Below are 23,863 nucleotides of genomic sequence, written 5' to 3'. Positions count from 1 at the left end.
GATACCGCAGCATGAATTGGTTCGCTGCAACTGAGAGCTGTGGCTGCAATCCACTGCGCGACGGACGGTGAGACTGTCCGTCACTTCGGTCGAGATGACGATTCTGGGGTGTTATTGCGCTTCGGCTATGGGAGGGTTACTCGTAGCGGAGGGCTTCCATTGGTTCTACTTGGGTGGCGCGGCGGGCGGGGATTCCGCTGGCGATGAGGACTACGGATGCGAGGATGGCTACCGCGAAGAGCAGAGGAGTGAACGTCTGATTGGTCGCCGCTGCCCAGTGCGCCAGACCTTTTTGCAGCAGGATGGTGAGCAGGATTCCAATCGCAACGCCGGTGCCGACGCTGGTGATGGCTGAGCGCACGACTAACTCGAGTACGCTGCCGCGGGGGGCGCCGAGGGCCATGCGGATGCCGAACTCGTTGGTGCGCTGAGAGACGGTGTAGGAGACGACGCTGTAGAGGCCGACCGCTGCGAGAAGGAGAGCGAGCACGGCGAATCCGGCGAAGAGCCAGGAGAGGAGCTGGCCCTGGGCGTACTCCTGCTGGGTGCTGATCCAGTGGTCGAGGTCGCGGACCTGTCCGCCGATCTGCTGATCGTGATCGACTGAGGCGATCTGCAGACCGATGGTGTGGATCATTGCGGTGGGTGGGCCATCGGTGTGTACCAGAAACTGGGTATAACCCCACATGGCGAGTGTGTATGGGAGGAAGACCTCGGGGACGACTGGATTGCGCAGGCCGTCATCGAGCTTGTCTTCGATCACCCCGATGATTGGGATCCACCCTGTTGCACTCGGTTGAGGGGTCACCTCTGGAGGCGCGTTTTTGATAGCCCCCACCTGGAGGGAGTGGCCGATGGCATCGCCCTTCGGGAAGTACTTGCGGGCGAAGGTTTGGTTGATGACTGCGACCGCGTTTGCGTTATGGTTCTCGGCTTCGGTCCAGAGGCGGCCCTGGAGGAGGGAGATTTTGAGCAGCGGAAAGTATCCCTCGCTGACAAAGTTGAACCGCGCGGTGCGGTCCTGGGAGGAGGGTTGGCCGAGGAGCTCCATCGGCGAGTTGAGGCCGTTGTTTGGCGGCGTGGCGTTGGCGGAGATGGCTACCATGCGAACGCCGGGGATCTCGGCGATCTTGTTGCGGAGGAGTTCGACGTAGGCGATGCGATTGGGGAGGGTGGAGTAGGAGTCGCGAATGGGCAGACCGATGGACATGGTGTTGTGCGGGTCGTATCCGAGAGGCGTGTGGGCGAGCTTGAGGAAGCTTTGAACGGCTGCGCCGGCGGCGGAGAGGAGCAGGAGCGTGAGTGCGATCTGGCCGGCGATGAGTGCGTTGTGGAGGGCCCGGCCGCTGACGGTGCCGGCGACCTTGCGGGTGCCGGTCTGCATGGCCTCGCGAACATCGGGGCGCGAGAGACGCAGCGCAGGCCAGAGGCCGAAGAGGATGCCGGTAAGCAGAGAGACCACGACAGAGAACGCCAGGACGGGGAGGTTGATGGCGAAGGCGGCCTCGTGGGGGAAGGAGTATTCGGGCAGGAGCGCGATGATGCCGGCGAGCAGCTTGTAGGCGAGGAGCACTCCCAGCGCGGCGCCGGTGACGGAGAGGAGGAGGGCTTCGGTGAGGAGCTGGCGGACGATGCGCCCCCGCGAGGCACCGATGGCGGCGCGGACGGCAAACTCATGCTCGCGCGCCACACCGCGGGCGAGGAGAAGGATCGACACGTTGCCGCAGCCGATGGCGAGGAGCAGGAGCACGGCACCGAAGAGGAGGGCGAGGGAGGGGCCGATCGCTTTCATGAACTGATCGTTGAGGCCGATGACGGTCAACGGTCCAGGGTTGGGTGGGAAGTTTCGCGGAGAGTCCTTTTCAAACTGGGTGAGGAGCGGTTGCATCTGCTGTTCGGCGAGGTGGTGGCTGACTCCGGGCTTGAGGCGGGCCTCTACCTCGTAGGCGTCGGGGCCTGTGGTGGTCTTCAGGGGGAGATAGACGTCTGCGTCATTCCAGGTGAATCGCTTTGCGGCGACGCCTACTACGTTGTACGGCTGGTGATCCAGTTGGATGGTCTTGCCGATGATGGCGGGGTCGCCGTTGAAGCGGCGCTGCCAGAACTTGTAGCCGAGGACGAGGACGGGTTGCGGGTCGTGACCTTCGATTGCGTCCGATGGCAGAATTGCTCGGCCGAGCAGGGTGGGCACGCCGAAGAAGTTGAAGGCGTTGGACGTCATCTGGCTGCCCTGCACGTCTTCGGGCAGGTCGCTTCCGGTGATGGTGAAGCGTTTGAAGTTCATCAGGGCCGAGTCCTCGATGGATGGGACCTGGCGGAGTTGTTGCCATTGGGTGGCGGTTAGCTGGACGGGATAGTAGCCGTTGCCTGTGGTGCCGCCGAGGGTAAAGTGAACCATGCGGTCGGGTGCGGCGTAGGGGTAGGGATTCATCACGACTCCCCAGACCACGCTGAAGACGGCTGAGGTTGCTGCGATTCCGCAGGCGAGGGAAAGGATGGCGGTGGCTGCGAAGCCGGGACTCTTGAAGAGTTGGCGGAGGGCGTAACGAATGTCTTGAAGGAGAGATCTCATGCAGACTCCTTGCGCAGCCGATTGGACCTGCCGGAGTGAGTGCATGTGAGTGACCAAAGGAGATGGGGCGGGGGAGGGGTTAGATGGCCTGTATTTGCGGTGTTTCTGCGGTGTTTGCTGGTCTTCGGGGGTGAGGATTGCGAGAACGATGTCCGCTAATGGACGGAGGAGTCCATATACGCACAGGTTGCATAAGCTTGCAGCTTCGGCAGGAAGAGGCTTGGCGACAAATACAAATACAGGGATTCTTCGACTGCGTTGCTCACAAAAAGCCGTGAGCAACTTCGCTCAGAATGACGCTCCTTTTGGTGGAGGGGAAACAATACAAAGGCAAATGCAACAGCAAAGGCAAAATGCGGCGGTCTCTCCACTTCGCGACAGACGATGAGACTGTCCGTCGCTTCGGTCGAGATGACGATCTCCGGGGGATGGCGCTTAAACCCGCCGAATAGGTCGATACGCCCTAGACGGTTAGTGGGATGGGGAGGTCGTCGTCGCCGGCGACGCCCTGCTTCAGCTTGTTCTGGATGTTGCTCCAGACGGCGTCGCTGGGGTCCTGGTCCTCGGTGGGTTCGAAGAGGCTGCGGGCCTGGTCGGCGATGGCTTCGAGGTCGCGGACGAGGGCGGCGCAGTCGGGGTTGTTACGGAGGAAGGTCTGGAGGCGTGGATCGGTGCTGACGTGGCCGTCTCCGTTGGCAAAGAACTCGGGCAGATAAGTCTCGAAGTCGGCGGGAGTCATGGTGTCGAAGTCGAGAGATTTGAATTCAGTCATACCGCTACCTCCTTGAGGCCGTTTGGCTGGGCAGCTGGTTGAGGCTGGCGGAGGAGTTCGCGAAGTTTGAGGCGGGCCTTGTGGAGCTGCGACTTGCTGTTTCCGGTGGAGCACTCGAGCATGGTGGCGATCTCGTTGTGTTCGAAGCCTTCGACATCGTGAAGGACGAAGACCATGCGATAGCCGGGGGGCAGGGAGGCTACGGCGCGCTCGAGGGCTACGCGGTCGACCGAGCCGGTGAGGGCCAGGTCTCGACTGCCGAAGTCGCGCTTGGGTGCGTCTTCTTCCGAAGGGTTGATGGTCTCTTCGAGCGAGACCAGGTTGAGGCCTTTCTTGCGGAGGTGCATGAGCACCAAGTTTACGGTAAGCCTGTGGAGCCAGGTGGAGAAGGCGGACTCTCCGCGGAAGCTGCCGATCTTGCGGAAGAGATGCAGGAAGGCCTCCTGGGTCATGTCTTCGGCCTCTGAGACGTTGCCGAGCATGCGGAGGCAAAGGGTGTAGACGCGGCGTTTGTGCAGGGCGTAGAGCTTGGAGAAGGCTTCTGCGTCGCCGTTCTTCGCGGCTTCGATGGCTTCGGCTTCGCCCGCGATGGGTGGATTGCGTTTGAAGACGCCAGGAGTGGGTAGTGTTGGTTGGGTCATTTGTAGGCCTTGGACGTCCATAGCTAGACTCCGGACTAAATTAATCATTCACCGTTAGTTTTCGCCTGCATCGAGCCTACCGCAAACGGAGGAAATATTGTGTCGTAGAAACATTGGATGGAGGACGGGCGGGAAGGGTTGTTTTGAGGGGGTAAACAGCTGATCTCTGTTGATCTCTGTGGTTTCCGCCGATCTTTTGTTTGGTTGATCAGGAGCCGATGAAACGGGCGTAGAGAGAGCGTGCGAGGGTGATGTCGGTGGTGCCCTGGATGAGGGCGCGGCCGTCTGGGAAGAGGGTGAAGGTGTGAGGGCCGCGTTGGAAGCGGAGGAGGAGGTCGTTGAAGCGGAGGTTGTGGATGTCGGCGTGGGGCGCGAGCCGGTTGCGCATGGCTGCGAAGTCGACGGGGCGGTGGTGCTCGTGAATCTGGACGGAGTTGCGGCCGCAGAGAGTGATGTGAGGGCGGCCTTCGCCGGCAAGGTGGGTGAAGAGGCGTTGGCCGCAGACGGTGCAGGAGGGGTTGGGGCGGGCGGTGCTGATCTCGGTGCGCTCGTTAGACCAGAGGTCGTGGGAGAGGAGGGTGCGGCGCATGAGATGGGGCTGGTTGGTGAGGAGCTTGAGGGCCTCTGTGGTTTGGATGGAGGCGGCGAGGTTGACGGCGGTGGAGAGGATGCCGGCGGTGTCGCAGGTCTCTACCGGGCCGGTGGGTGGCTTGGGGAAGATGCAGGCGAGGCAGGCGGTGGGGGCGTAGTTCTCCGTTGCCGGTTCACCGTTTTCAGTCCCGGCTTGCATTCGACGCGGGAGGATGTTCATGGTGGCGGCATAGGCGCCGATGGCGGCGGCGTAGATCCAGGGTTTGGATTGCTGGACGCAGTAGTCGTTGAGGAGGTAGCGGGTCTCGAAGTTGTCGGTGGCGTCGAGGACGAGGTGAGCGGGGGCGAGGAGTTCGTGGATGTTGGCGGGGACGAGGTCGGCGATGTGCGAGTGGACGGTGACGTCGGAGTTGAAGAGGGCGATCTTGCGTCGGGCGGCTTCGGCCTTGGGGAGGGAGTCGCGGGCGTCGGCCTCATCGAAGAGGATCTGGCGCTGGAGGTTGGAGGGCTCGACGAAGTCGCGGTCGATGAGGGTGAGGGTGCCGACGCCGGCGCGGGCGAGGAGGGAGGCGGTGGCGGCTCCGGTGGCTCCGATGCCGATGATGGCGACGTGGGCGGAGGCTAGAAGTTGCTGGCCGGTGGCTCCGATGCCGGGGAAGAGAATCTGGCGGGAGTAGCGGTCCGTATCGAGGATGACGGGATGTGAGATGGCGCGATTGGGAGTGGAGGGAATGGTGGTGACAGTTTTAGGGGTCGTCTTGGGGGGCTTGGAGGATTGTGCGGCGGCGGGGGTGCCGATGTGGATGCTCTTGGCCGGTTCTTCGAAGGGAGGGGCTGGATGCTTTGACATGATGGAGGTCGCGCCGTCCAAAAAAGGCTGCTGTTTCGTAGTATAGGGAAGGACGGATGAGCAGGGAACCGGCTCGCAGGCCATTGGCTTTCGGCATCCTACGAAAAAAGAGCTTTGCCGCGATTGTGGAAGCTCTGGATGCGGGCTCGCGGGTGCATCGTGAAAGATTTGTCGGGCTCCTCAAAATTAGATAAGGAATGATGGGTGGTTTTTTGGGTCAGGTGCTTCGAGGTCGCGCGCGAATACCACGGTGGGTAAGGTGCGGGCGTGGGGCTGCGACTGTGTGGTTTGGTTTGTGGCTGATGGCGGGTGCGGCCCTGGGGCAGGCGGTCCCGGCCGCGTCGACTCCGGCACGGACGCCGAACACTGTGCCGAGTGGTGCGACTCCCGCGCAGGGGCAGCAGGCAAAACCGGTTGAGGATAAGCCGGATTCGGTTGACGAAAAAGGTGCGGGGCTGACTACTTCGCTGTGGCAGTGGAAGGGTCTGATTGTCGAGAAGATTTTGTTTGAGGGCGTGACGTTCGATGCGACCGATACGCTGCCGAAGGAGTTGACGCAGAAGGTGGGCGTGCCGCTGGATCCGCAGGAGGTGCGGGCGAGTCTGCGGCGACTGTTCGCGAGTGGGCGGTATCGGGATATTTCGGTTCGAGGGATTCGCCAGGGAGATCAGGTGACGCTGGTGTTTGCGGGGGCGGCGCGGTACTACGTGGGACGGGTGACGATCGCAGGGGTGAAGAGCGAACGGCTGACGTCGCTGCTGGAGTTTGCTACGAAGCTTTCGCCGGGGACTGCGTTTACCGAGGCGCAGATACCCGCGGGGACGACGGGGATCAAGGAGATTCTGCAACAGCAGGGGTACTACGAGCCGCAGGTCGCGGTGAAGTCGGAGATCGATGAGGCGGGCGATCAGGTTAATGTAACCTATACGGTTGCAATTGGACCGCAGGCGAGAGTGGGGCAGATAAAACTGGTGGGCGACGATACGGGGTTGACGCCGGAGGAGTTTCGCAAGAGGTCGAAGCTGAAGGAGAACAGCAAGGTGCGGCGCGATACGACGAGCAATGCGCTGGATCGGCTGCGGAAGTTGTATCAGAAGAAGAATCGCCTGGAGGCGACGGTTTCGCTGCAGAAGCAGACGTATGATGACGCGCGGGACAAGGTCGATTACGAGTTCCATGCGAGCCAGGGACCGGAGGTGAAGGTGTCGGTGGAGGGGGCGAAGATTTCGACAGGGCGGCTGCATCTTCTGGTTCCTATCTTCGAGGAAGGGACGATTGATAACGATCTGCTGAACGAGGGTGTGTTCAACATTCGCGACTACGAACAGCAGCAGGGATTCTTCGACTCGAAGGTGGATGTGAGGGTGGTGGGGAACGGTACGACGGCGGAGCAGGTGGTGTTTACGGTGGATCGCGGGGTGAAGCACAAGGTCGTGGCCGTGGATTTGAAAGGCAACAAATATTTCACGGACGATCTGCTGCGGGAGCGGATGCGGGTGCAGAAGTCGAATGCGTATCAGCGGAGTGGGCGGTATAGTCCTGCGCTGGTGTCGGGCGACGTGGGTGCGATTCAGGCGCTGTATCGGGCGAACGGATTCGATCAGGCCAAGGTGACGACAGATGTGAAGGATGTTACGACCGCGAAGAACGGAAAGAAGATGAAGGTGGGGGAGATTGCGGTGACCTTCACCATTGTTGAAGGGCCGCAGCAGAAGTTTGGCAAAGTTGATTTGAATGGAGTGGGCTCGACCAGAGTGCAGAATGTGCGGGGCCTGATGAATGCGCAGGCAGGCCAGCCGTTTTCGCTGGTGACGCTATCGGGCGATCGCGATACGGTGTTGCAGTATTACCTGGCGAACGGATTTGATCAGGTGAAGGTGGAGATACGGCAGACGAAGGAGACGGCGGATGCGGATAAGACGGATGTGTCGCTGAACGTGACCGAGGGGCAGCAGGTGTTTGTGAATCGTGTGCTGCTGTCGGGGGTGGAGAAGACGAGGCCGAGTGTTGTGGCGTCGCAGATTCTGGTGCATGCGGGGGATCCGCTGGACCAGACGGCACTGTTGCAGACACAGAGAAATCTTTACAACATTGCGTTGTTCAATGAGGTGGTGGCGGCGGTGCAGAACCCTGCGGGAGACGCACCGCAGAAGAATGTGGTGCTGCAGCTGACGGAGGCGAAGCGGTGGAACGTGACGTATGGGTTCGGCTTCGAGGCGGCGCTGGGAACACCGCAGACAGGGACCATCTCGGAGGCGTCGTGCATCCAGCTTGGACTGACCTATCCCTGTAACCAACTGTCTCCGGATGGCAAGCCCGGCGTGAGCCCACGGGTTTCGCTGGATGTGTCGAGGATTAATCTGCGGGGGTCGGAGGATTCGCTGACGCTGCACACGACGTACGGCTTGCTTGAGCAGGTGGCGACGTTGACGCTGCAGAATCCTCATCTGCGGGGGAGCAAGAACTTCAGTGCGGCGATCTCTGGCGGCTACTCGAATGTGCAGGATATTACGACGTTTCAAGCGTCGACGTTGCAGGGGGACTTTCGCATTACTGAGAAGTTTCGGCGGCGGGACACGTTTATCTATGACTTTCTCTATCGACGGGTGAAGGTGAATCCGAACAGCTTGCAGGTCTCGGCGGATCTGATTCCGCTGCTGTCGCAGCCGGTACGTGTGGGCGGGCCGAGCGTGACGTGGTTTCATGACACGCGGTCGCCGGGGCCGTTGGATGCGGTGAAGGGACAGTACTCGACGGTGCAGGGCTTTGTGGCTTCGTCGAAGTTTGGGTCGCAGACGGACTTCTGGAAGCTGGATGGAACGAACTCGACGTACTACCAGCTTGGCAAGCTGAAGTATGTGTTTGCTCGTGAGACACGAATTGGATATGAGCGGGCGTCGGGGATGAATCCGAATGCCGGAAGTGATGCCTGCGTGGGCGTACTGCTGACGACGAATCCGAGCTGCAATGCGATACCGCTGCCGGAACGGTTGTATGCGGGTGGTGCGAATTCACATCGGGGCTTTCCGATTAATGGCGCGGGGCCGAGGGACTTGCAGACCGGCTTTCCCGTGGGTGGATCGGCGGCGTTCGTAAATACGTTTGAGTTGAGACTGCCGGCGCAGACTTTGCCTCTGGTGGGCAATAACGTGAACTTTGTGATCTTTCACGATATGGGCAATGTGTTTCAGAATGCGAAGGATATGTTTCCGAGCTTTACGCGGTTTCATCAGCCGGACAAGGGGACTTGCGCGAATGTTTCAGGGATCATCGGGACCTGCAGCTTCAATTATTTTTCGCACGCGGTAGGGCTGGGCGCGCGGTACAGGACGCCGGTTGGGCCGATTCGTGTGGACTTCAGCTATAACCTTAATCCGCCGGTGTATCCGATTATTTATGACTTCAACAATAACCCTCCGCATGAGGGACAGGCTTCGCACTTCAACTTCTTCTTCAGCATTGGAGAGAGCTTCTAGATGCGTTGGATGACGCACAATACGAGGTTGTTGCTGGTTGCGTTTGCGATGACGCCTGCGTGGGGGAGCGGGCAGGTCTGGGCGTCTTTGCAGACATCTGCGGGGCAGACGGCGACGGCACAAACGGGGGCTGCGAGCTCCACGCCAGTTGCTACGCCTGGTTCTGCGCCTGGTGCTGGGGCGCAGAAGGGTGTGGTGCTGGATCGCGTGGTCGCGGTGGTGAATGGCGATGTGATTCTGGAGAGCGATGTCGATGAAGAACGGCGGTTCGAGGATATTCAGCCATATCGAAGGATCGCGGGTGACCGTTCGAGGGAGAGCACGATCGAACGATTGATCGATCGCGATTTGATCTTGCAGCAGGCGGAGCTCGAGCCGGAAGACGCAATCCCCGAAAAGGACTTGGATGACCAGTTGACGATGCTGCGAAAGGATATTCCCGACTGCAAGAAGTATCACTGCGAGACCGATGAGGGTTGGAAGAACTATCTTAGCGACCACGGATTTACGGTGGAGGAGTTCCGCGAGCGATGGCGGATGCGGATGCAGCTATTGAAGTTTATTGAGGTGCGGTTTCGGAATGGTATCAAGGTTTCGGACGCTGAGATCAAGGAGTTTTACGAGAAGAGGATGATGCCGGAGTATGCGGCGCGCAATGTGACTCCGCCCAAGCTGGATACGATCTCGAAGAGGATTGAAGAGGTGCTGCTGCAGCAGCAGGTGGGGGCGCTGCTGGTGGACTGGTTGAAGTCGCTGCGGGTGCAGGGCAGCGTGAAGATTATGAATCCAGGCGAGGTGGCGCCATGAGCGACCTGGAGAAGAGACTTCGCGACAAGGAGAAGGAGCTCGAGGCGAAGGTTGCCGGCGAGATTGCGAAGGTGAAGCGATCGCTGGCGAAGCGGATGATGATCTGGATCGGCTGGACCGTGGCGGCGTTGTTGTTGCTGGTGCTGGTGTTGTTCGGGGTGTTCGCGTGGTATTCGAGGACGAACGACTTCAACCGAAGAGTTGGCAAAGAGGTGGTTAAGGTTCTGGAGGACGCAACTGGCGGAAGGGTGGAGCTGGGGAAGATCAGCTTCGACCTCTGGCATCTTGCGGTCGAGGCTGATGGGTTGGTGATTCATGGGTTCGAGGGGCCGGGAGAGCCTCCTTATCTTGCGGTGGATAAGGTTCTGCTGCGGGTGGAGATCTTCGACTTCTTCACGCATGTAACCGGTAGCGGAGTCTCGTCGCATGTGCGGCTGAACTATCTCGGAGTGGAGCATCCTCAGTTCCACTTGATTGTTGATAAGGATGGAAAGACGAATCAGCCGGTGCCGAAGCATCCGAGCACAAGTAAAACTTCGGTTACCGATACGTTGCTTGATCTGAAGGCGCAACAGGTGGTGGTGTCGAATGGCGTGGCGCTTTTGAATAACCGGGCGATTCCGTTTAATCTCGCTGCGCGTGATCTGGATGCGGAGGTGCACTACATCGCGTCGACAGATCGCTATGGCGCGACGGTCGACCTGAAGGATCTGCGGACGAAGATGGGCAAGCAGGTGGAGGCGCAGTCGGCGTTGAGCCTGGCGGTAGAGCTGGGAAGAGACGCGATTGAGCTGCAGCGGTTGAATTTAACTACAGGCAAGAGTTCCAAACTGGATGCGACTGGGAGCTTCAAAGACTTTGCCAAGCCGGAGTGGCAGGCGACCGTAAAGGGAACGGTGGAGATCAGGCAGATCTCGGTGCTTGCCGATGTGGATGGTTTGAATGCAGGGACGGTGGACCTGGATTTGAATGGGCATAACTGCACGACCTCGCCTGCGGTGGCGCAGAAGCATCCACCGTTCTGGCGACGGAGCCATCCCGCGGAGACGACGAAGCCGCCGCGGCCGTTGCCACCGGATCCGGACTGTGTGGCTGGGTATCTTTTGGCGGGGACGGCGAAGATTCACAAGGCTGCTTACCGGAATGAGAATGTGCGATTGCACGATATCGATGGCGGTGCGACGCTGCATGTGACGCCGACGGAGTTGTTGTTGACGGCGTTGACGGGATATCTGCCGGGCGGGGGGAGTGCAGCGGGGGAGTTGCGGATTGCAAATTGGCTGGGTGAGGTGCCACCGCAGGATGTCGCGGTTAGCTCATCCTCGACGAAGGCTGCGATAACGACGGCCAATACAACAGCCAAGACGATTGGGGCGAAGGCTCCGATTACAGAGACTGCGAAGGTGCCGGCGGTACAAACGGCTCATGCGTATTTGACTGCGATGGTTACGAAGATTCCGCTGCGAACCATTATGGATGTGACGGCGCCGGAGGACTATGGCGATCTGGGATTTGATACCGCCGTGAGCGGGCCGGTGAAGGTGGAGTGGGGCGGACCCGCGAAGAACATTGCGGATACGGTGGAGGTGGATGGGAATCTGACGTTTGCGCCGACGGGGGTGAAACGGCGCGGCGCGTTGAACGATGTTCCCGTGACAGGACAGACTCTGGCGCACTACACGGGCCGTAACGAGACGGTGCGGATTCAGAGGATTACGTTGCAGATGCCACAGACGAACTTTGAGGCGTCGGGGATTCTGGGTGTGAATGAAGGCGATCCGCTGACGGATCTGCGGGTGGATCTGACGGTGCGGGATCTGTCGGAGTACAACCAGCTGCTGACGACGCTGGACCTGGAGGGAAATGGAAAGAGGGGCACGGCGGCGATTCCTGTGGTGCTGCATGGCGCGATGCAGTTCAACGGCACGGCTAAGGGGAAGATTGCGGATCTTGATGTGAAGGGGCATCTGCAGGCGACGAATGCGGAGTTTGCGCTGGGAACGACTGACGTGTTGCTTGATTCGCTAGTGACGGATGCGGAGTATTCGCCGAACTCCGGGGTGGTGGTGGCGAGTTCGACGATCAAGCGCGGGACCGCGGTGCTGAATGTGGAGGGCAAGATTGCGCCGCGGAAGGTGACGTCGCGGCGTGGTGTGGTGACTTATCTGTGGGACGACGGGATGGCTCTGGACGCGAAGGTGCAGCTGGCCAATGCGCAGGTCGTCGATGTGTTGCAGATTGTGGGACAGGAGGAGAAGGTTTCGCTGACGGGAACGGTAGCGGCGAACGGACATGCGGTGGGGACGCTGAGGAGTTTGAGTGGGGGTGGTCATGTCTCGTTGATGAACGGCGTGGCTTATGGGGAGCCGTATGAGTCGGCAGTAGCGGATTTGACGGTGCAGGGGAAGGACGTGGAGGCGAACAACGTTGTACTGCGGCTGCATGGGATGCAGATCGCGGGTAGCGGTGGGTACGACATGGGTACAGAGCACATGCATGGGCATGTCGAAGGGCATGATATTCAGCTGTCGAAGTTCGAGACGGTGAAGAAGGCGAAGAACGATGTCGATGGGACGGTGAACCTGGTTGCGGATGCGAATGGGACGCTGACGCAGCCGGGGTTGAAGGCGAATGTCACATTGAGTGGGGTGTCTTATCGAGGGCAGGCGATTGGCGAGGCGGCGGTGGAGGCGCATAGCGAGGGAGAGGTGATGTACTTCACCGCGGACTCGACGCTGGTGGGGGCGAAGCTGAATGCTTCGGGACAGTTGCGGCTGACGGGGGACTATCAGACGCAGGCGAAGATGACGGTGGCGGGTCTCGATATCGGCAAGCCGCTGGGGATGTTTGGGCCGGGGACGATGAAGGCACAGTCGATGATTAATGGGACTGCGACTGTGAGCGGGCCGCTGAAGACACCGAAGGCGTTGAGTGGCGAGGCTGAGTTCAACCAGGTGGATGTGAAGCTGCAGGGAGTGGAATTGAAGGCGGCGGAGCCATTGCGGGTGGGACTGCGTGATGGTTTGGCTACGCTCGAGCAGGTTCACATCACCGGGCAGGATACGGACATGCGGGCGAGCGGGACGGGACAGCTGTTTGGCGCGACGGATCCGAAGGGAGGCAAGCTGGATGTGAAGGCGACCGGGAGCGTGAGCATGACGGTGCTGCATACCTTCGACTCGGATGTTATTTCGACCGGCAAGGTGGAGTTCACCGTGGGCGCCGGCGGGTATGTGACGAATCCGGAGCTGACGGGAAAGGTTCAGTTTGACAAGGTGAATGTTGCGATCGATGGCGTGCCGAATGGGTTGAGCAATATGAACGGCACACTGGTGTTCAACGACGACCGGCTGCAGGTGCAGAGCCTGACTGCGACCACTGGTGGAGGAACGCTGAAGATTGGCGGATTTATTCGCTACAAGAATGGGTTGTATGCGGATCTGTCGGCGACCGGCGATGTGGTGAGGGTGAGGCTGTATGGGCTGAGCGCGACGGCGAATGCGAATCTGAAGTTGCAGGGGGGGCCGGAGAGCTCGCTGTTGAGCGGAACGATCTTGATTACGCGATTTGGTGTGGGGGCTGATGTAGATTTTGCGGCGTTTGGTTCTGCTGGTGGGGTGAGTCCGCCGCCCGATCCGAATGCTCCGGCGAACAGGATTCGTTTGGATGTGCATGTGACGAGTGCGCCGCAGCTTGATTTTCAGAACTCGTATGCGAAGCTGGCGGGGACGGTCGATCTGCAGATTCGCGGGACGGCTGCGGTGCCTTCCTTGCTGGGGCGGATCGAGATCAATGAGGGAAGCGCGACGTTCGCGGGGACGAAGTATCAACTGCAGCGCGGGGAGATTTACTTTACCAACCCAGTGCGTATCGATCCGATCATCGACCTGGATGCGACGGCGCAGGTGGAGAACTACGACATTACGATTGGGCTGCATGGGACTTCGACGAACTTGAAGCCGACGTATCGGTCGGAGCCGCCGCTGAGTGAGTCGGATGTGTTTGCTCTGCTGGCGCTGGGACGGACGCAGGAGGAGGCGCAGCTCTACCAGGAGCGGCAGGTGCAGCAGGGAACCGATCCGACGACGAGTGCGCTGTTGGGTGGTGCGTTGAACGCTACGGTCAGCAATCGCGTGGAGAAGCTGTTTGGGGTGGGCAGCGTGAAGATCGATCCGGCGTTTGTGGGGACGCTGGGCGGCTCGTCGGCGAGGATTACGGTGCAGCAACAGCTGTCGCGGCAGATTACGGCGACGTTTGCGACGAATGTGAATACTTCGGCGCAGCAGCTGATCCAGGTGCAGTATGACTTGAACCACGACAACTCGATTGTGGTGGCGCGAGACGAGTCGGGTGTATTCAGCATTGTCTATAAGCTGCGGAGAAGGTATCGTTAGCGCGCTGAGGCAGATGCTGCATCTTACGAAGTGTGGATGACGGCGCGGATGCCGTTTATCGCGGCGCTAACGATCTCCGGAGGGAAGACTATGGGCAGGATGAAGAACTTTGCATGCGTCGGCGTGTTGGGTTTTGCCGGTCTGGCGATGTTGGGCGGGGCATCGAGAGGCGTGGCCCAGAGTGCGGCCAGCAATGTCGGATCGGGGCCAAACGATGCGCAGATTCAGGCGGATGTGACGAAGGCGCTGGATAACAAGCGGTTCAAGGATGTGAAGAGTTCGGTGCAGAATGGCGTAGTGAAGCTGACGGGGACAGTGGAGCTTTACAGCGCGAAGCTGGACGCGGATGACCGTGCGCACCACCGCAAGAATGTGAAGGGGGTCGAGAATCAGATTGAGGTTGTGGGGCCTGAGGTCGATGATGTGACGCTTCGGAACAAACTGGCAGAGAAGCTGGCGTACGACCGGGTTGGGTATGGGACGACGGCGTTCAATGCGTTTACGATCGGCGTCGAGAAGGGTGTGGTGACTCTGGGCGGGACCGCGTATGGGCCTACGGATAAGGACTCGGCGTTGAGCCTGGCGGAGAACTATCCGGGGGTGAAAGATGTGATTGACAACGTGGAGGTGGCGCCGGTGTCGCCGATGGATGACCGGATTCGATTGGCGGAGGCGCGGTCGATCTATGGATTTCCGCAGCTGAACAAGTATGCGATTGATCCGGCAAAACCCATTCGGATCACGGTGGTGAATGGAAATGTGACCCTGTCGGGCGTGGTGGACAGCCAGTCGGATAAGGATGTGGCGAATATTCGGGCGAATGCTGTTCCGGGGGTGTTCAAGGTGGTGAACAACCTGGAGGTCGTTGGTGGTGAGGCGGAGAAATCGGATAAATAGAGCGGGTTTTTGAGGTTTGGGCACGCTGGTTAGGTTGGTGGGGCCTAACTCTTTTACGATAGAAGGATGGCATCGTTGTGGAAGAGTACAGTTGTAACGCTTGAGATGATCAAGTGGGAGCATTCGGTGTTTGCGCTGCCGTTTGCGTTGACGGGTGCTGTACTGGCGGCGGGTGGCTGGCCGACGTTGCGAGTTCTGGGCTGGATTATTGTGTGCATGGTGGCTGCGCGGTCTGCGGCGATGGCCTTCAATCGACTGGCTGATGCGCAGTTGGATGCGGCGAACCCGCGTACCGCGATGAGGGCTTTGCCTGCTGGTGCGCTGAGCAAGGGGTTTGTTGCGGGATTTGTGGTGGTGTCGATCGGGCTGTTCGTGGTGGGGGCGGCGATGCTGAACCGGCTGACGCTGGAGCTTGCTCCTGTGGCGCTTGCCGTGGTGCTGGCCTACAGCTACATGAAGCGGTTGACGCGGTGGTCGCATGTTGTGTTGGGACTGGCACTGGGGATTGCGCCTTCGGCAGCGTGGATTGCGGTGAGGGGATCGCTGGATATTAGGATTGTGGTGCTGACGGCGGCGGTGCTGTTGTGGGTCGGTGGCTTCGATGTGCTGTATGCGTGCCAGGACTTTGAACACGACCGCAAGGTGGGGCTGAACAGTGTGCCGCAGGCCTTCGGCATCACGGCGGCGTTTTGGATTGCGCGCGCGATGCATGTGGGGATGCTGCTGCTGCTGTGCTGGCTGATGGAGCTGTTTGGGCTGGGTTGGATTGCGATGCTGGGGGTTGGACTGGTTGCGATCCTGCTGCTGTATGAGCACTCCATTATTTCGCCGAAGGACCTGCGCCGCATGAATGCGGCTTTCTTTACGCTGAACGGCGTTATCTCGGTGGTGTTCTTTGGGTTTGTTGCCGCGGATGTATTGATGCACAAATAGAAAGGCCCGCTCGATGGCGGACCTTTCCAAAGGGTTGACTGCCGGTTAGGTGCGATGCTCTTTCTTGAAGTTGTCCAGCTTTTCGTTCACGCTGTCTTTGACATTGTGCGCTGTGTTGGCGATCTTTTCGCGCATATTGTGAGCCGCATCTTCAGCGCGGGCTTTCAAGTCTTCGCCTTTGACATCAGCGTGAGCGTGGACATCTTCATTCGCGGCAGCCGCGGCATCTTTAGCCTTGCCCCAGGTCTCCTTGGCGGCACCCTTGATCTGCTCGGCAACGCCGGAGTTGGCTAGTTTTTGATTGCCGACAGCTTCGCCAACGCCTTGTTTGATCTTGCCTGCTACCTGATCGAATTTACCTGTTACTTTTTCGGTGTTCATGGTTTGCTCCTTGCGTGTGTAAAGCGGGAGGGCTGCTGGGTGACTTCCAGGAACGGTTAGAGGGCTCGTCTACCGGACAGCAGGTTGAAGATGAGCACGATGATGGCGAGGACCAGAAGGATGTGAATCCATCCGCCGAGGGTGTAGCTGCTTACAAGCCCAACAACCCACAGGATGAAGAGAATAATTGTGATTGTCCAAAGCATTTGGGTCTCCTAGACGATTGCCGGTTTTGCGTCCCCGGTTCGCTGTGATGGTATTCAAAAACTCAGGCCCGTCTTGTGGTAAGTTGCCCGGTTCGACGAGGGGGTTGCCAGTGGGAATAAAATATGGATCAAACAGGAACGAATATACGGGGTGTTTGGATTGAAGGTGGCGATTCAAGGAGAGTTGGGCTCGAATAGCCACATGGCGACCGTCGAGATGCTGGGGAGCCGCGAGTTAGAGATTATCGCTTGTACCGTGTCGGCCCAGGTGCTGGCGAAGGTCATCGCCGGTGAGGTCGATGCGGCGGTGCTGCCGATTGAGAACAGCCTGCACGGATCGGTTGCCGAACACTATGATCTGCTGCTGGATCTTCCGGTGCATATTGAGCGCGAGAGCTTGCTAAGGATTCGACACAACGTGATTGTGATGCCGGGAGTAAAGCTGCAGGAGATAAGGAGAGTGATGTCGCATCCGGTGGCGTTGTCGCAGTGCCGGAGATTTCTGGCGTCGCATCCGGAGTGGGAGGTAGTTCCCTTCTACGACACGGCGGGGAGCGTGAAGCGACTGATGGGGGAGAGTCTGCGGGATGTGGCAGGGATCGCACCTGTGCTTGCGGCAACGGAGTATGGCGCAGAGGTAGTGGTGGCGGCCATTGAGGACCACGTGGAGAACTACACGAGGTTTCACCTGGTGCGGCGTGACGGTGCAGCTTTCGAGGAGCCGGCGGGTGACGAGAACAAGATGAGCCTGGCATTTGCCATCGAGCATCGCCCCGGAACGCTGGTGGCCGCGTTGCAGAGACTGGCGGAGGCCGGGGTAGATCTGACTAAGATCGAGTCCAGACCGGTTCCGGGGAGCCCATGGGAGTATGTCTTCTATGTCGATGTGCGATTCGATTCGGCGGAGAAGGCTGAGACTGCTTTGACTGCGTTGCGGGATCACTGCCGGATGGTGAAGGTGCTGGGGCGGTATCGGGCGGCTTAGGCTTCGAGCATCGTTTCAGGGGGTGGTACACGGAAGGCGGCGCGGTGGCGCTGAAGCAGCCAGATCAAGAAGAGGTTGATGATCAAACCGACCATGCCCGAAGAGATGATCATCGTGCTGGAGTAAAAGTAACTTGGTGTCGGCTGGCCAGGCATTGTGGGGATCATGGAGATGAAGTTAGCCGTGTATTGGCGGAACTGCGCCTGGTACCAGGGTAGAAAAGTGAGGGCCGCGTTGCAGATGCCCAGAATGAGGAATGCGATGGCGGCGATACGAGCCGGTTCCCTGAGTTTGATGAGGCCGTATCCGATTACCGAGATGAAGATCACGCATACGAGATAGAAGGCACGCGCTAAGGGTATCGGGAGGATGAAGCCCAAGAGGAAGGCCGGTAAGGGAAGAAAGAGAAGGGGTATGCAACAGACCGCGCCAAAGAGAAAGAAACAGGCTAAGAGGGTGATCGCAAGAGGAGCACTCTTGACGGCGCTCCCGGCGGTGCCAGGGTGCTCGGAGGCCAAAACTGGGTTTTGGAAGAGTTCGCGAACGGCGCGGCGATTGAAGTAGATCAGCCACCAGATACCAACGGCGGCGACGAGCAGATTGATTGCGCCCATGACCAGAAAGACGATGAACGTGATGCGAGGATCTGCTGCTGGTTGTTGAGTTTGAAGGGTGGGCAGCATCGTACGGCTAAGAAGCAAGCCAAATACGGCAAGAATGCTTATAAAGGCAAGTCCGCCGCCGATGATTAGGATGGAGTAGCGAGCCCAGGAGCGGAGGCGTAGGATTCCGATTACTGTGAGAATCGCCCAAATGGCGAGGGCGATATAGAAGCCGCTGATGGCAATCATCAGGTAGGTGACGAAATGTGGCGTCGCAGGGACGGTTGGCTGATGTCCGGCGGAAATACCTGCGAAAGCCATCAACGACGAGATGAGCAGAAGAAAAAGCGCTGCCAAACTGAGCACAACGGCAGAGAAGATAAGTCCTATGGGCCGCTTCATGAGGGCCCAGTTTAGCCGGTCAGGGAGACTCAGTTACAGATTATTTATGTTGGACTTCTAATTTGGTGGATTCCCTGGCTAGAACGGGAAGACTGAGGATTAGAGCTGACCATTGATGGGAATGGAGTTATGGCCGATGACAGAGTAGATAAACATACTTTCAGCGGAAGAGGGGCATAGTTTGCGACCAGACGAAGACTTGCTGCATCGAATAGTGGATAATCTGATAGAGGTACACTCAATGCCAAGCGACTTTGTAAGTGTGATTCAACCGACGGCGACCAAAACCAGCGAGGGGTCGGGTGTTGAAGTGGTAGGAAAACGTCCTGTTCCCGTGTTGCCGGTGCGGGATACCGTCCTGTTTCCTCACGCGGTGCTTCCGCTGACGGTGGGGCGCGATAGCTCGATTCAGCTGATTCAATCGCTGGGCGAGGAGAAGACCATCCTGGTAGTGGCGCAGCGTGATGCGCGGCAGGATGCTCCGCAGGCTGCGGATCTGTTTGCGACCGGTACCAGAGCGACGGTGCATAAGGTCGTCAAGATGCCGAACCAGAGCCTGTTCGTGTTTACCGAAGGCAATGAGAGGGTTCACCTTGGCGAGTTTGCGCAGCTGACGCCGTTTATGACCGCGGAGTATGAGGTTATTACCGACGTGGAGCCGGAGCGGACACCTGAGGCCGAAGCGTTGCAGCGGAATGTGGTCAGTCAGTTTCAGCAGATTGTGACGTCGTCGCCGACACTGAGCGACGACCTGCAGACCATTGCGATCAATATCGACGAGCCTGGAAGACTGGCGGACTTTATTGCTTCGTCGCTGCCGTTTTTGACTACGACGGACAAGCAGGAGCTGCTGGAGACGCCGGGTGTATCGGCTCGTTTGGAGCGCATCAACAAGCACCTGGCGAAGGAGCTCGAGGTGCAGCAGCTGCGCAACAAGATCCAGACCGAGGTGCAGGATTCGGTGCAGTCGTCGCAGCGGGATTACTATCTGCGCGAGCAGTTGAAGGCGATTCAGAAGGAGCTGGGCGATGTGGATGATACGCAGAAGGACATCGCTGAGCTGAAGGAGAAGATTGAGACCGCCGGGATGCCGGAGGATGTGAAGAAGGATGCGCTGAAGGAGCTGGGCCGGTTGAGCCGGATGAATCCTGCTGCTGCGGACTACTCTCTGACGCGGAACTATGTGGAGTGGCTGGCGGTGCTGCCGTGGTCGAAGACCTCTTCGGGCGAGGTGGACATTCTGAAGGCGAAGGCGATCCTCGATGAGGATCACTACGGCTTGAAGAAGGTGAAGGATCGCATTCTGGACTATCTTTCGGTGCGGCGTTTGAAGCCGGATATGAAGGGGCCGATTCTGTGCTTCGTTGGGCCTCCGGGCGTGGGTAAGACCTCGCTGGGCCGGTCGATTGCGAAGGCGCTGGATCGCAAGTTCTCACGTATCTCGCTGGGCGGTATGCATGATGAAGCCGAGATTCGCGGACATCGAAGGACGTACATCGGCGCGCTGCCGGGGCAGATTATTCAACACCTGAAGCGGGTTGAGGTGAAGGACCCGGTGTTCATGCTGGATGAGATCGATAAGCTGGGGCGCGACTTCAGGGGAGATCCTGCGAGTGCGTTGCTCGAGACGCTCGATCCGGAGCAGAACAATACGTTCCGCGACAACTATCTCGATCAGCCGTTTGATTTGAGCAAGGTGTTGTTTATCTGCACGGCGAACCAGCTGGATACGATTCCCGGTCCATTGCTTGATCGTATGGAGATCATTGAACTGACCGGTTATACGGAAGAGGAGAAGGTGAATATCGCCATCAAATACCTTATTCCGCGGCAGATCAAAGAGAACGGAATTACGGATGAGCAGATCGAGTTTCCGAAGGACAGCGTGCATCTGATTGCGCGACACTACACGCGGGAGGCTGGTGTTCGTAAGCTTGAGCAGCAGATTGGGACCGTATGCCGCAAGGTCGCCCGCAAGATTGCAGAGGGTCAGACGGAGAAGGTTGTGATCACTCCTGAGATCGTGCACGAGTTTCTTGGCGGCATCAAGGTGCGCGTGGATACCGAGATTGCGGAGCGGACCAAGCGCGCTGGGGTTGCGGTCGGACTGGCGTGGACACCGGCGGGCGGCGATGTTTTGTTCATCGAAGCGAACCGGATGAAGGGCAAGGGCGGGTTCACGATCACGGGTCAGATTGGCGATGTGATGAAGGAGAGCATGCAGGCTGCTTTGACCTGGGTGCGCTCGAATGCCGCGTCGTTAGGGCTCGATGAGGACTTTACCAAGGATGTGGACCTGCACATTCACGTGCCTGCAGGGGCGATTCCGAAGGATGGTCCTTCGGCTGGCGTGACGATGGCTACGGCTCTTGTCAGCCTGTTGACGGATACTCCGGTGCATCCGCTGACGGCGATGACGGGCGAGATTACGTTGAGCGGCAATGTGCTGCCGGTTGGCGGAATCAAGGAGAAGTTCCTTGCGGCGAAGCGGGCCGGCGTGCGGGATGTGATTCTGCCGGCGGATTGCAAACAGCAGGTGGATGAGGACTTGACGCCGGATCAGATTGAGGGCGTTACGTTGCACTACGCTACGCGGATCGAGGATGTCCTGGCGGTTGCGCTGCCGAAGACTCGAGCGGAGAAGGCCGAGGACGAGGTGGTTCGCGAAGAGGTCCTTCACGCTTCGGTGTAGTTTGGAGTGAGAAAAAAATGGGCGGTTCGGCGATCTGCCGGGCCGCCTTTTTTCTTTTTTTGGAGAGTTTTTTTGTTTTGTGGTGGAGGGGCGTTTTTGCAGGGGTTTTTTCGAAAAGTGGGTGTTTTGGTGTGGTGTTTTTGTGGTGTGGATGTGGTGATTTGCGTGGCTGGTGTGGTGATTTAGCCGTCATGTTTTTGGCGTCTAAAAATGTGACATGTTTTTGAAGTTTATTTTTTGCGGTGGCTGGGAGTGGGGAGGCTGGGATGATGACGGTTGGGCATTCGACGCTGGAGCTGGGGGCGTTTCTGCGGGCGCTCGGGGAGAACGGCTGCTCGACGCTGGTGGATGTGCGGCGGTATCCGGGGTCGAAGAGGTATCCGCAGTTTGGGCAGGAGAGGTTGTTTGCTTCGCTTGAGGGGGTCGGGATTCGTGGGGTTTGGCGGGTGGGGCTGGGAGGGCGGAGGGCGGCAAGGAAGGACAGCGTGAATACGGGGTGGCGGAACGAGAGCTTTCGCGGGTATGCGGACTATATGCAGACGCCGGAGTTTGGGGCGGAGATGGATTGGCTGATGGGGCTGCCGGATCTGGAGACTGCAGTGGTGATGTGCGCGGAGGCGGTGCCGTGGCGGTGTCACCGGTCGCTGATTGGGGATGCTGTGCTGGCTCGCGGTGGGGAAGTGGAGGATATCTTTGTGACGGCTGGGGGTGGGAGCTCGCGGAGGGTGCATGAGATGACGGAGTTTGCGCGGGTGGAGGGTGGGCGGGTGTGGTATCCGGGGAGCCAGGAGGCGCGGTTGTTCGATTGAGGGCTTGTTTGAGATGGGGACCGGACGGGTTAGCGAGTCAGCGAGTCAGCGAGTTGGCGAGACAGGGGAACTCTTCTGAAGGCGTTGCTTTTGGGCGGAGGGGTGGATTGGGGAGGAGATCGGTCGTCCTTCGGACGATGCCCACATCTCAAAATCGAGATATGGGGCACCCGGCTCGTGGGGATTGAGATGGGGTCTGAGCCTTGGCGGGGAAGGACGACAGACGACGGCAGCTAAAGGTACCATCTCGGGGGCGAAGCATAACGGGTTGCGTGGTCCCGTTCCAGCGTTGGATTCAGATTCAGGGTTCAGATTCAGGATGATCGGAGGAGAGAGCGATGCGCAGTGTGATGGTGTTCAATATGATTTCGCTGGATGGATATATCGCGGACGCGAACGGTGATATGAGCTGGGCGCGCCAGCAGGATAAGGAGTGGAACGAGTTTACGCAGGGGAACGCGAAGGGCGACGGCCTGATGCTGTTTGGCAGGAAGACCTATGACCTGATGGCCGGCTTCTGGCCGACACCGGCGGCGACTGCGATGATGCCTGAGGTTGCGGAGAGGATGAACAGCGCAAAGAAGGTGGTGTTTTCGCGGTCGATGGAGGGGGCGGGGTGGAAGAATACGACGCTGGTGAAGGGCGATCCGGTGGAGGCGGTACGGAAGATGAAGGCAGAGGGCGGGGAGGGTATGGTGATCTTCGGGAGTGGGACGATCGTTGCGCAGCTGGCGGGAGCCGGGCTGATTGACGAGTATCAGATTGCGGTGATCCCGATGGCTCTGGGCGGGGGGAAGACGATGTTCGAAGGGCTGGAGAAGCCTGTGAAGCTGAGGCTGATGAAGCATCGCGTGTTTGGGAATGGGTGTGTGCTGCTGCACTATGAGCCGGTGAAGCTGTGAGCCGGTGAGGAGATGGTGGTTATTGGGCTGCTGAGACTACGGTGAACTTCGACTCAAGTGGTCTTCCTGAAGATTCGAAGGCGTGGCAGACGCAGTTGCGCCCGGCGGCTTTGGCGGAGTAGAGGGCTTGGTCTGCGATCTCTATCAGGTCTTCGGAGGTCTCCTTCCAGCCGTAGGCGGTGGCGATGCCGATGCTGATGGTGGGGGAGTTGATGGGCGCTCTCTGGCTGGCGATCTTAGTGGACTGGACTGCTGCTCGAAGCTCTTCGGCGATGCGCCAGGCCTCGCTGGAGGCGGATTGCGGGAGGATGACGAGGAACTCCTCTCCTCCGTATCGGCCGATGCTTCTGGAGTCGGGGATGATGTGGGCGATGACGCGGCCAAGCTCTTTGAGCACGGTGTCTCCGGTGCGGTGGCCGAAGGTGTCGTTGATGGTTTTGAAGTTGTCGACGTCGATCAGGAGGATGGAGAAGGGGGAGTTGTGCTGGCTGGAGTGTTGGCACTGTGCGTCGAGAAGCGCCATGATGTGACGGCGGTTGAAGAGTTCGGTGACGGGATCGATGATGGCGGCATGCTCGAGATCTGCGATCTTCGAGAGGTCTTTGGCGGTATGGAGCGCCAGGGTGCAAACGGTGAGGACGAAGATGGATGCGGCAAGGAAGACGAGGCTGACGAGCCAGTCGTCGTGGGGGTTTGGGGCCTCTGTGGTGTTGATGCGGAGGAAGACCGCGACCCCGGCGGCAGAGAAGATGATGAGCACGCTCATGGAGCGCCAGGTGGAACGTGCGAGTCCACGAGGCAGCATGGCGCAGATCCAGCGGATGGGGAGGAGGGCTGAAAAAAGAAAAGCGACAGAGATGGCTAGTATCAGTTGAATGATGAGGTTTGAGATAGCTGGAATGGTCATGGGATAGTGCGGCGGCCGATGTGGATTTGATGCCAAAAGGTGCG

General features: G+C 59.2%; 17 protein-coding genes. 9 read left to right on the top strand and 8 right to left on the bottom strand.

Going from position 1 to position 23,863, the window contains the following annotated elements:
• Positions 1 to 136: 136 nt before the first annotated feature.
• From HDF09_RS06970 to HDF09_RS06955, 4 genes are all read right to left on the bottom strand, one after another.
• Complete coding sequence (locus HDF09_RS06970) at positions 137 to 2,572, bottom strand: ABC transporter permease (protein WP_183763868.1); 2,436 nt, start codon at positions 2,570 to 2,572, stop codon at positions 137 to 139.
• 463 nt (positions 2,573 to 3,035) lie between these two features.
• A complete protein-coding gene (locus HDF09_RS06965; RefSeq protein WP_183763866.1) occupies positions 3,036 to 3,344 on the bottom strand; it encodes a hypothetical protein in 309 nt (102 codons plus the stop codon).
• The gene (locus HDF09_RS06960) at positions 3,341 to 3,985 is read right to left on the bottom strand and encodes an RNA polymerase sigma factor (protein WP_260180998.1); all 645 of its coding nucleotides are present in this window, start codon (positions 3,983 to 3,985) and stop codon (positions 3,341 to 3,343) included. The genes HDF09_RS06965 and HDF09_RS06960 overlap by 4 nt, the downstream gene beginning before the upstream one ends.
• Before the next feature lie 208 nt (positions 3,986 to 4,193).
• Positions 4,194 to 5,429: a ThiF family adenylyltransferase gene (locus HDF09_RS06955; RefSeq protein ID WP_406704529.1), complete on the bottom strand. Its 1,236-nt coding sequence runs from the start codon at positions 5,427 to 5,429 to the stop codon at positions 4,194 to 4,196.
• A gap of 278 nt (positions 5,430 to 5,707) precedes the next feature.
• On the opposite strand from HDF09_RS06955, the gene HDF09_RS06950 reads away from it, so the two are divergent.
• From HDF09_RS06950 to HDF09_RS06930, 5 genes are all read left to right on the top strand, one after another.
• A complete protein-coding gene (locus HDF09_RS06950; protein WP_311718930.1) occupies positions 5,708 to 8,902 on the top strand; it encodes a POTRA domain-containing protein in 3,195 nt (1,064 codons plus the stop codon).
• Positions 8,903 to 9,709 (top strand): peptidylprolyl isomerase, encoded by an 807-nt coding sequence (locus tag HDF09_RS06945; protein WP_183763857.1) that lies wholly within the window; start codon positions 8,903 to 8,905, stop codon positions 9,707 to 9,709.
• Entirely contained in the window at positions 9,706 to 14,103 is a 4,398-nt protein-coding gene (locus HDF09_RS06940) for a translocation/assembly module TamB domain-containing protein (RefSeq protein ID WP_183763854.1), read from the top strand. The genes HDF09_RS06945 and HDF09_RS06940 overlap by 4 nt, the downstream gene beginning before the upstream one ends.
• A 36-nt stretch (positions 14,104 to 14,139) precedes the next feature.
• Entirely contained in the window at positions 14,140 to 15,000 is an 861-nt protein-coding gene (locus HDF09_RS06935; protein ID WP_260180997.1) for a BON domain-containing protein, read from the top strand.
• Positions 15,001 to 15,066: 66 nt separating this feature from the next.
• Positions 15,067 to 15,933: a UbiA-like polyprenyltransferase gene (locus HDF09_RS06930; protein WP_183763850.1), complete on the top strand. Its 867-nt coding sequence runs from the start codon at positions 15,067 to 15,069 to the stop codon at positions 15,931 to 15,933.
• Positions 15,934 to 15,978: 45 nt separating this feature from the next.
• Here HDF09_RS06930 and HDF09_RS06925 read toward each other — a convergent pair whose 3' ends face one another.
• Together HDF09_RS06925 and HDF09_RS06920 are read right to left on the bottom strand one after the other, a co-directional pair.
• Positions 15,979 to 16,314, bottom strand: a complete 336-nt coding sequence (locus HDF09_RS06925; protein ID WP_183763847.1) for a CsbD family protein — start codon at positions 16,312 to 16,314, stop codon at positions 15,979 to 15,981.
• 56 nt (positions 16,315 to 16,370) lie between these two features.
• Complete coding sequence (locus tag HDF09_RS06920; protein ID WP_125484556.1) at positions 16,371 to 16,520, bottom strand: lmo0937 family membrane protein; 150 nt, start codon at positions 16,518 to 16,520, stop codon at positions 16,371 to 16,373.
• Positions 16,521 to 16,686: 166 nt separating this feature from the next.
• Here HDF09_RS06920 and pheA point away from each other — a divergent pair, with 166 nt between their 5' ends.
• Positions 16,687 to 17,505, top strand: coding sequence for a prephenate dehydratase (pheA, locus tag HDF09_RS06915; protein ID WP_311718923.1), 819 nt, complete (start codon positions 16,687 to 16,689; stop codon positions 17,503 to 17,505).
• Here the strand turns inward: pheA and HDF09_RS06910 are convergent.
• The gene (locus HDF09_RS06910) at positions 17,502 to 18,509 is read right to left on the bottom strand and encodes a hypothetical protein (RefSeq protein WP_183763844.1); all 1,008 of its coding nucleotides are present in this window, start codon (positions 18,507 to 18,509) and stop codon (positions 17,502 to 17,504) included. The two genes, pheA and HDF09_RS06910, sit on opposite strands and share 4 nt — an antisense overlap.
• Positions 18,510 to 18,750: 241 nt before the next feature.
• On the opposite strand from HDF09_RS06910, the gene lon reads away from it, so the two are divergent.
• From lon to HDF09_RS06895, 3 genes are all read left to right on the top strand, one after another.
• Positions 18,751 to 21,201: an endopeptidase La gene (lon, locus tag HDF09_RS06905; protein ID WP_183763841.1), complete on the top strand. Its 2,451-nt coding sequence runs from the start codon at positions 18,751 to 18,753 to the stop codon at positions 21,199 to 21,201.
• Positions 21,202 to 21,467: 266 nt separating this feature from the next.
• A complete protein-coding gene (locus tag HDF09_RS06900; RefSeq protein WP_183763838.1) occupies positions 21,468 to 22,010 on the top strand; it encodes a DUF488 domain-containing protein in 543 nt (180 codons plus the stop codon).
• 338 nt (positions 22,011 to 22,348) lie between these two features.
• Positions 22,349 to 22,912, top strand: a complete 564-nt coding sequence (locus HDF09_RS06895; protein WP_183763835.1) for a dihydrofolate reductase family protein — start codon at positions 22,349 to 22,351, stop codon at positions 22,910 to 22,912.
• A gap of 19 nt (positions 22,913 to 22,931) precedes the next feature.
• On the opposite strand, the gene HDF09_RS06890 is transcribed toward HDF09_RS06895, so the two are convergent.
• The gene (locus tag HDF09_RS06890) at positions 22,932 to 23,819 is read right to left on the bottom strand and encodes a GGDEF domain-containing protein (protein ID WP_183763832.1); all 888 of its coding nucleotides are present in this window, start codon (positions 23,817 to 23,819) and stop codon (positions 22,932 to 22,934) included.
• Between the last annotated feature and the right edge of the window lie 44 nt (positions 23,820 to 23,863).

The sequence above is a fragment of the Edaphobacter lichenicola genome, from assembly GCF_014201315.1.
Classification (GTDB): Bacteria; Acidobacteriota; Terriglobia; order Terriglobales; family Acidobacteriaceae; genus Edaphobacter; species Edaphobacter lichenicola_B.
Note: the sequence above shows the minus strand (reverse complement) of the source record. Positions and strands in the feature narration are given on the sequence as shown.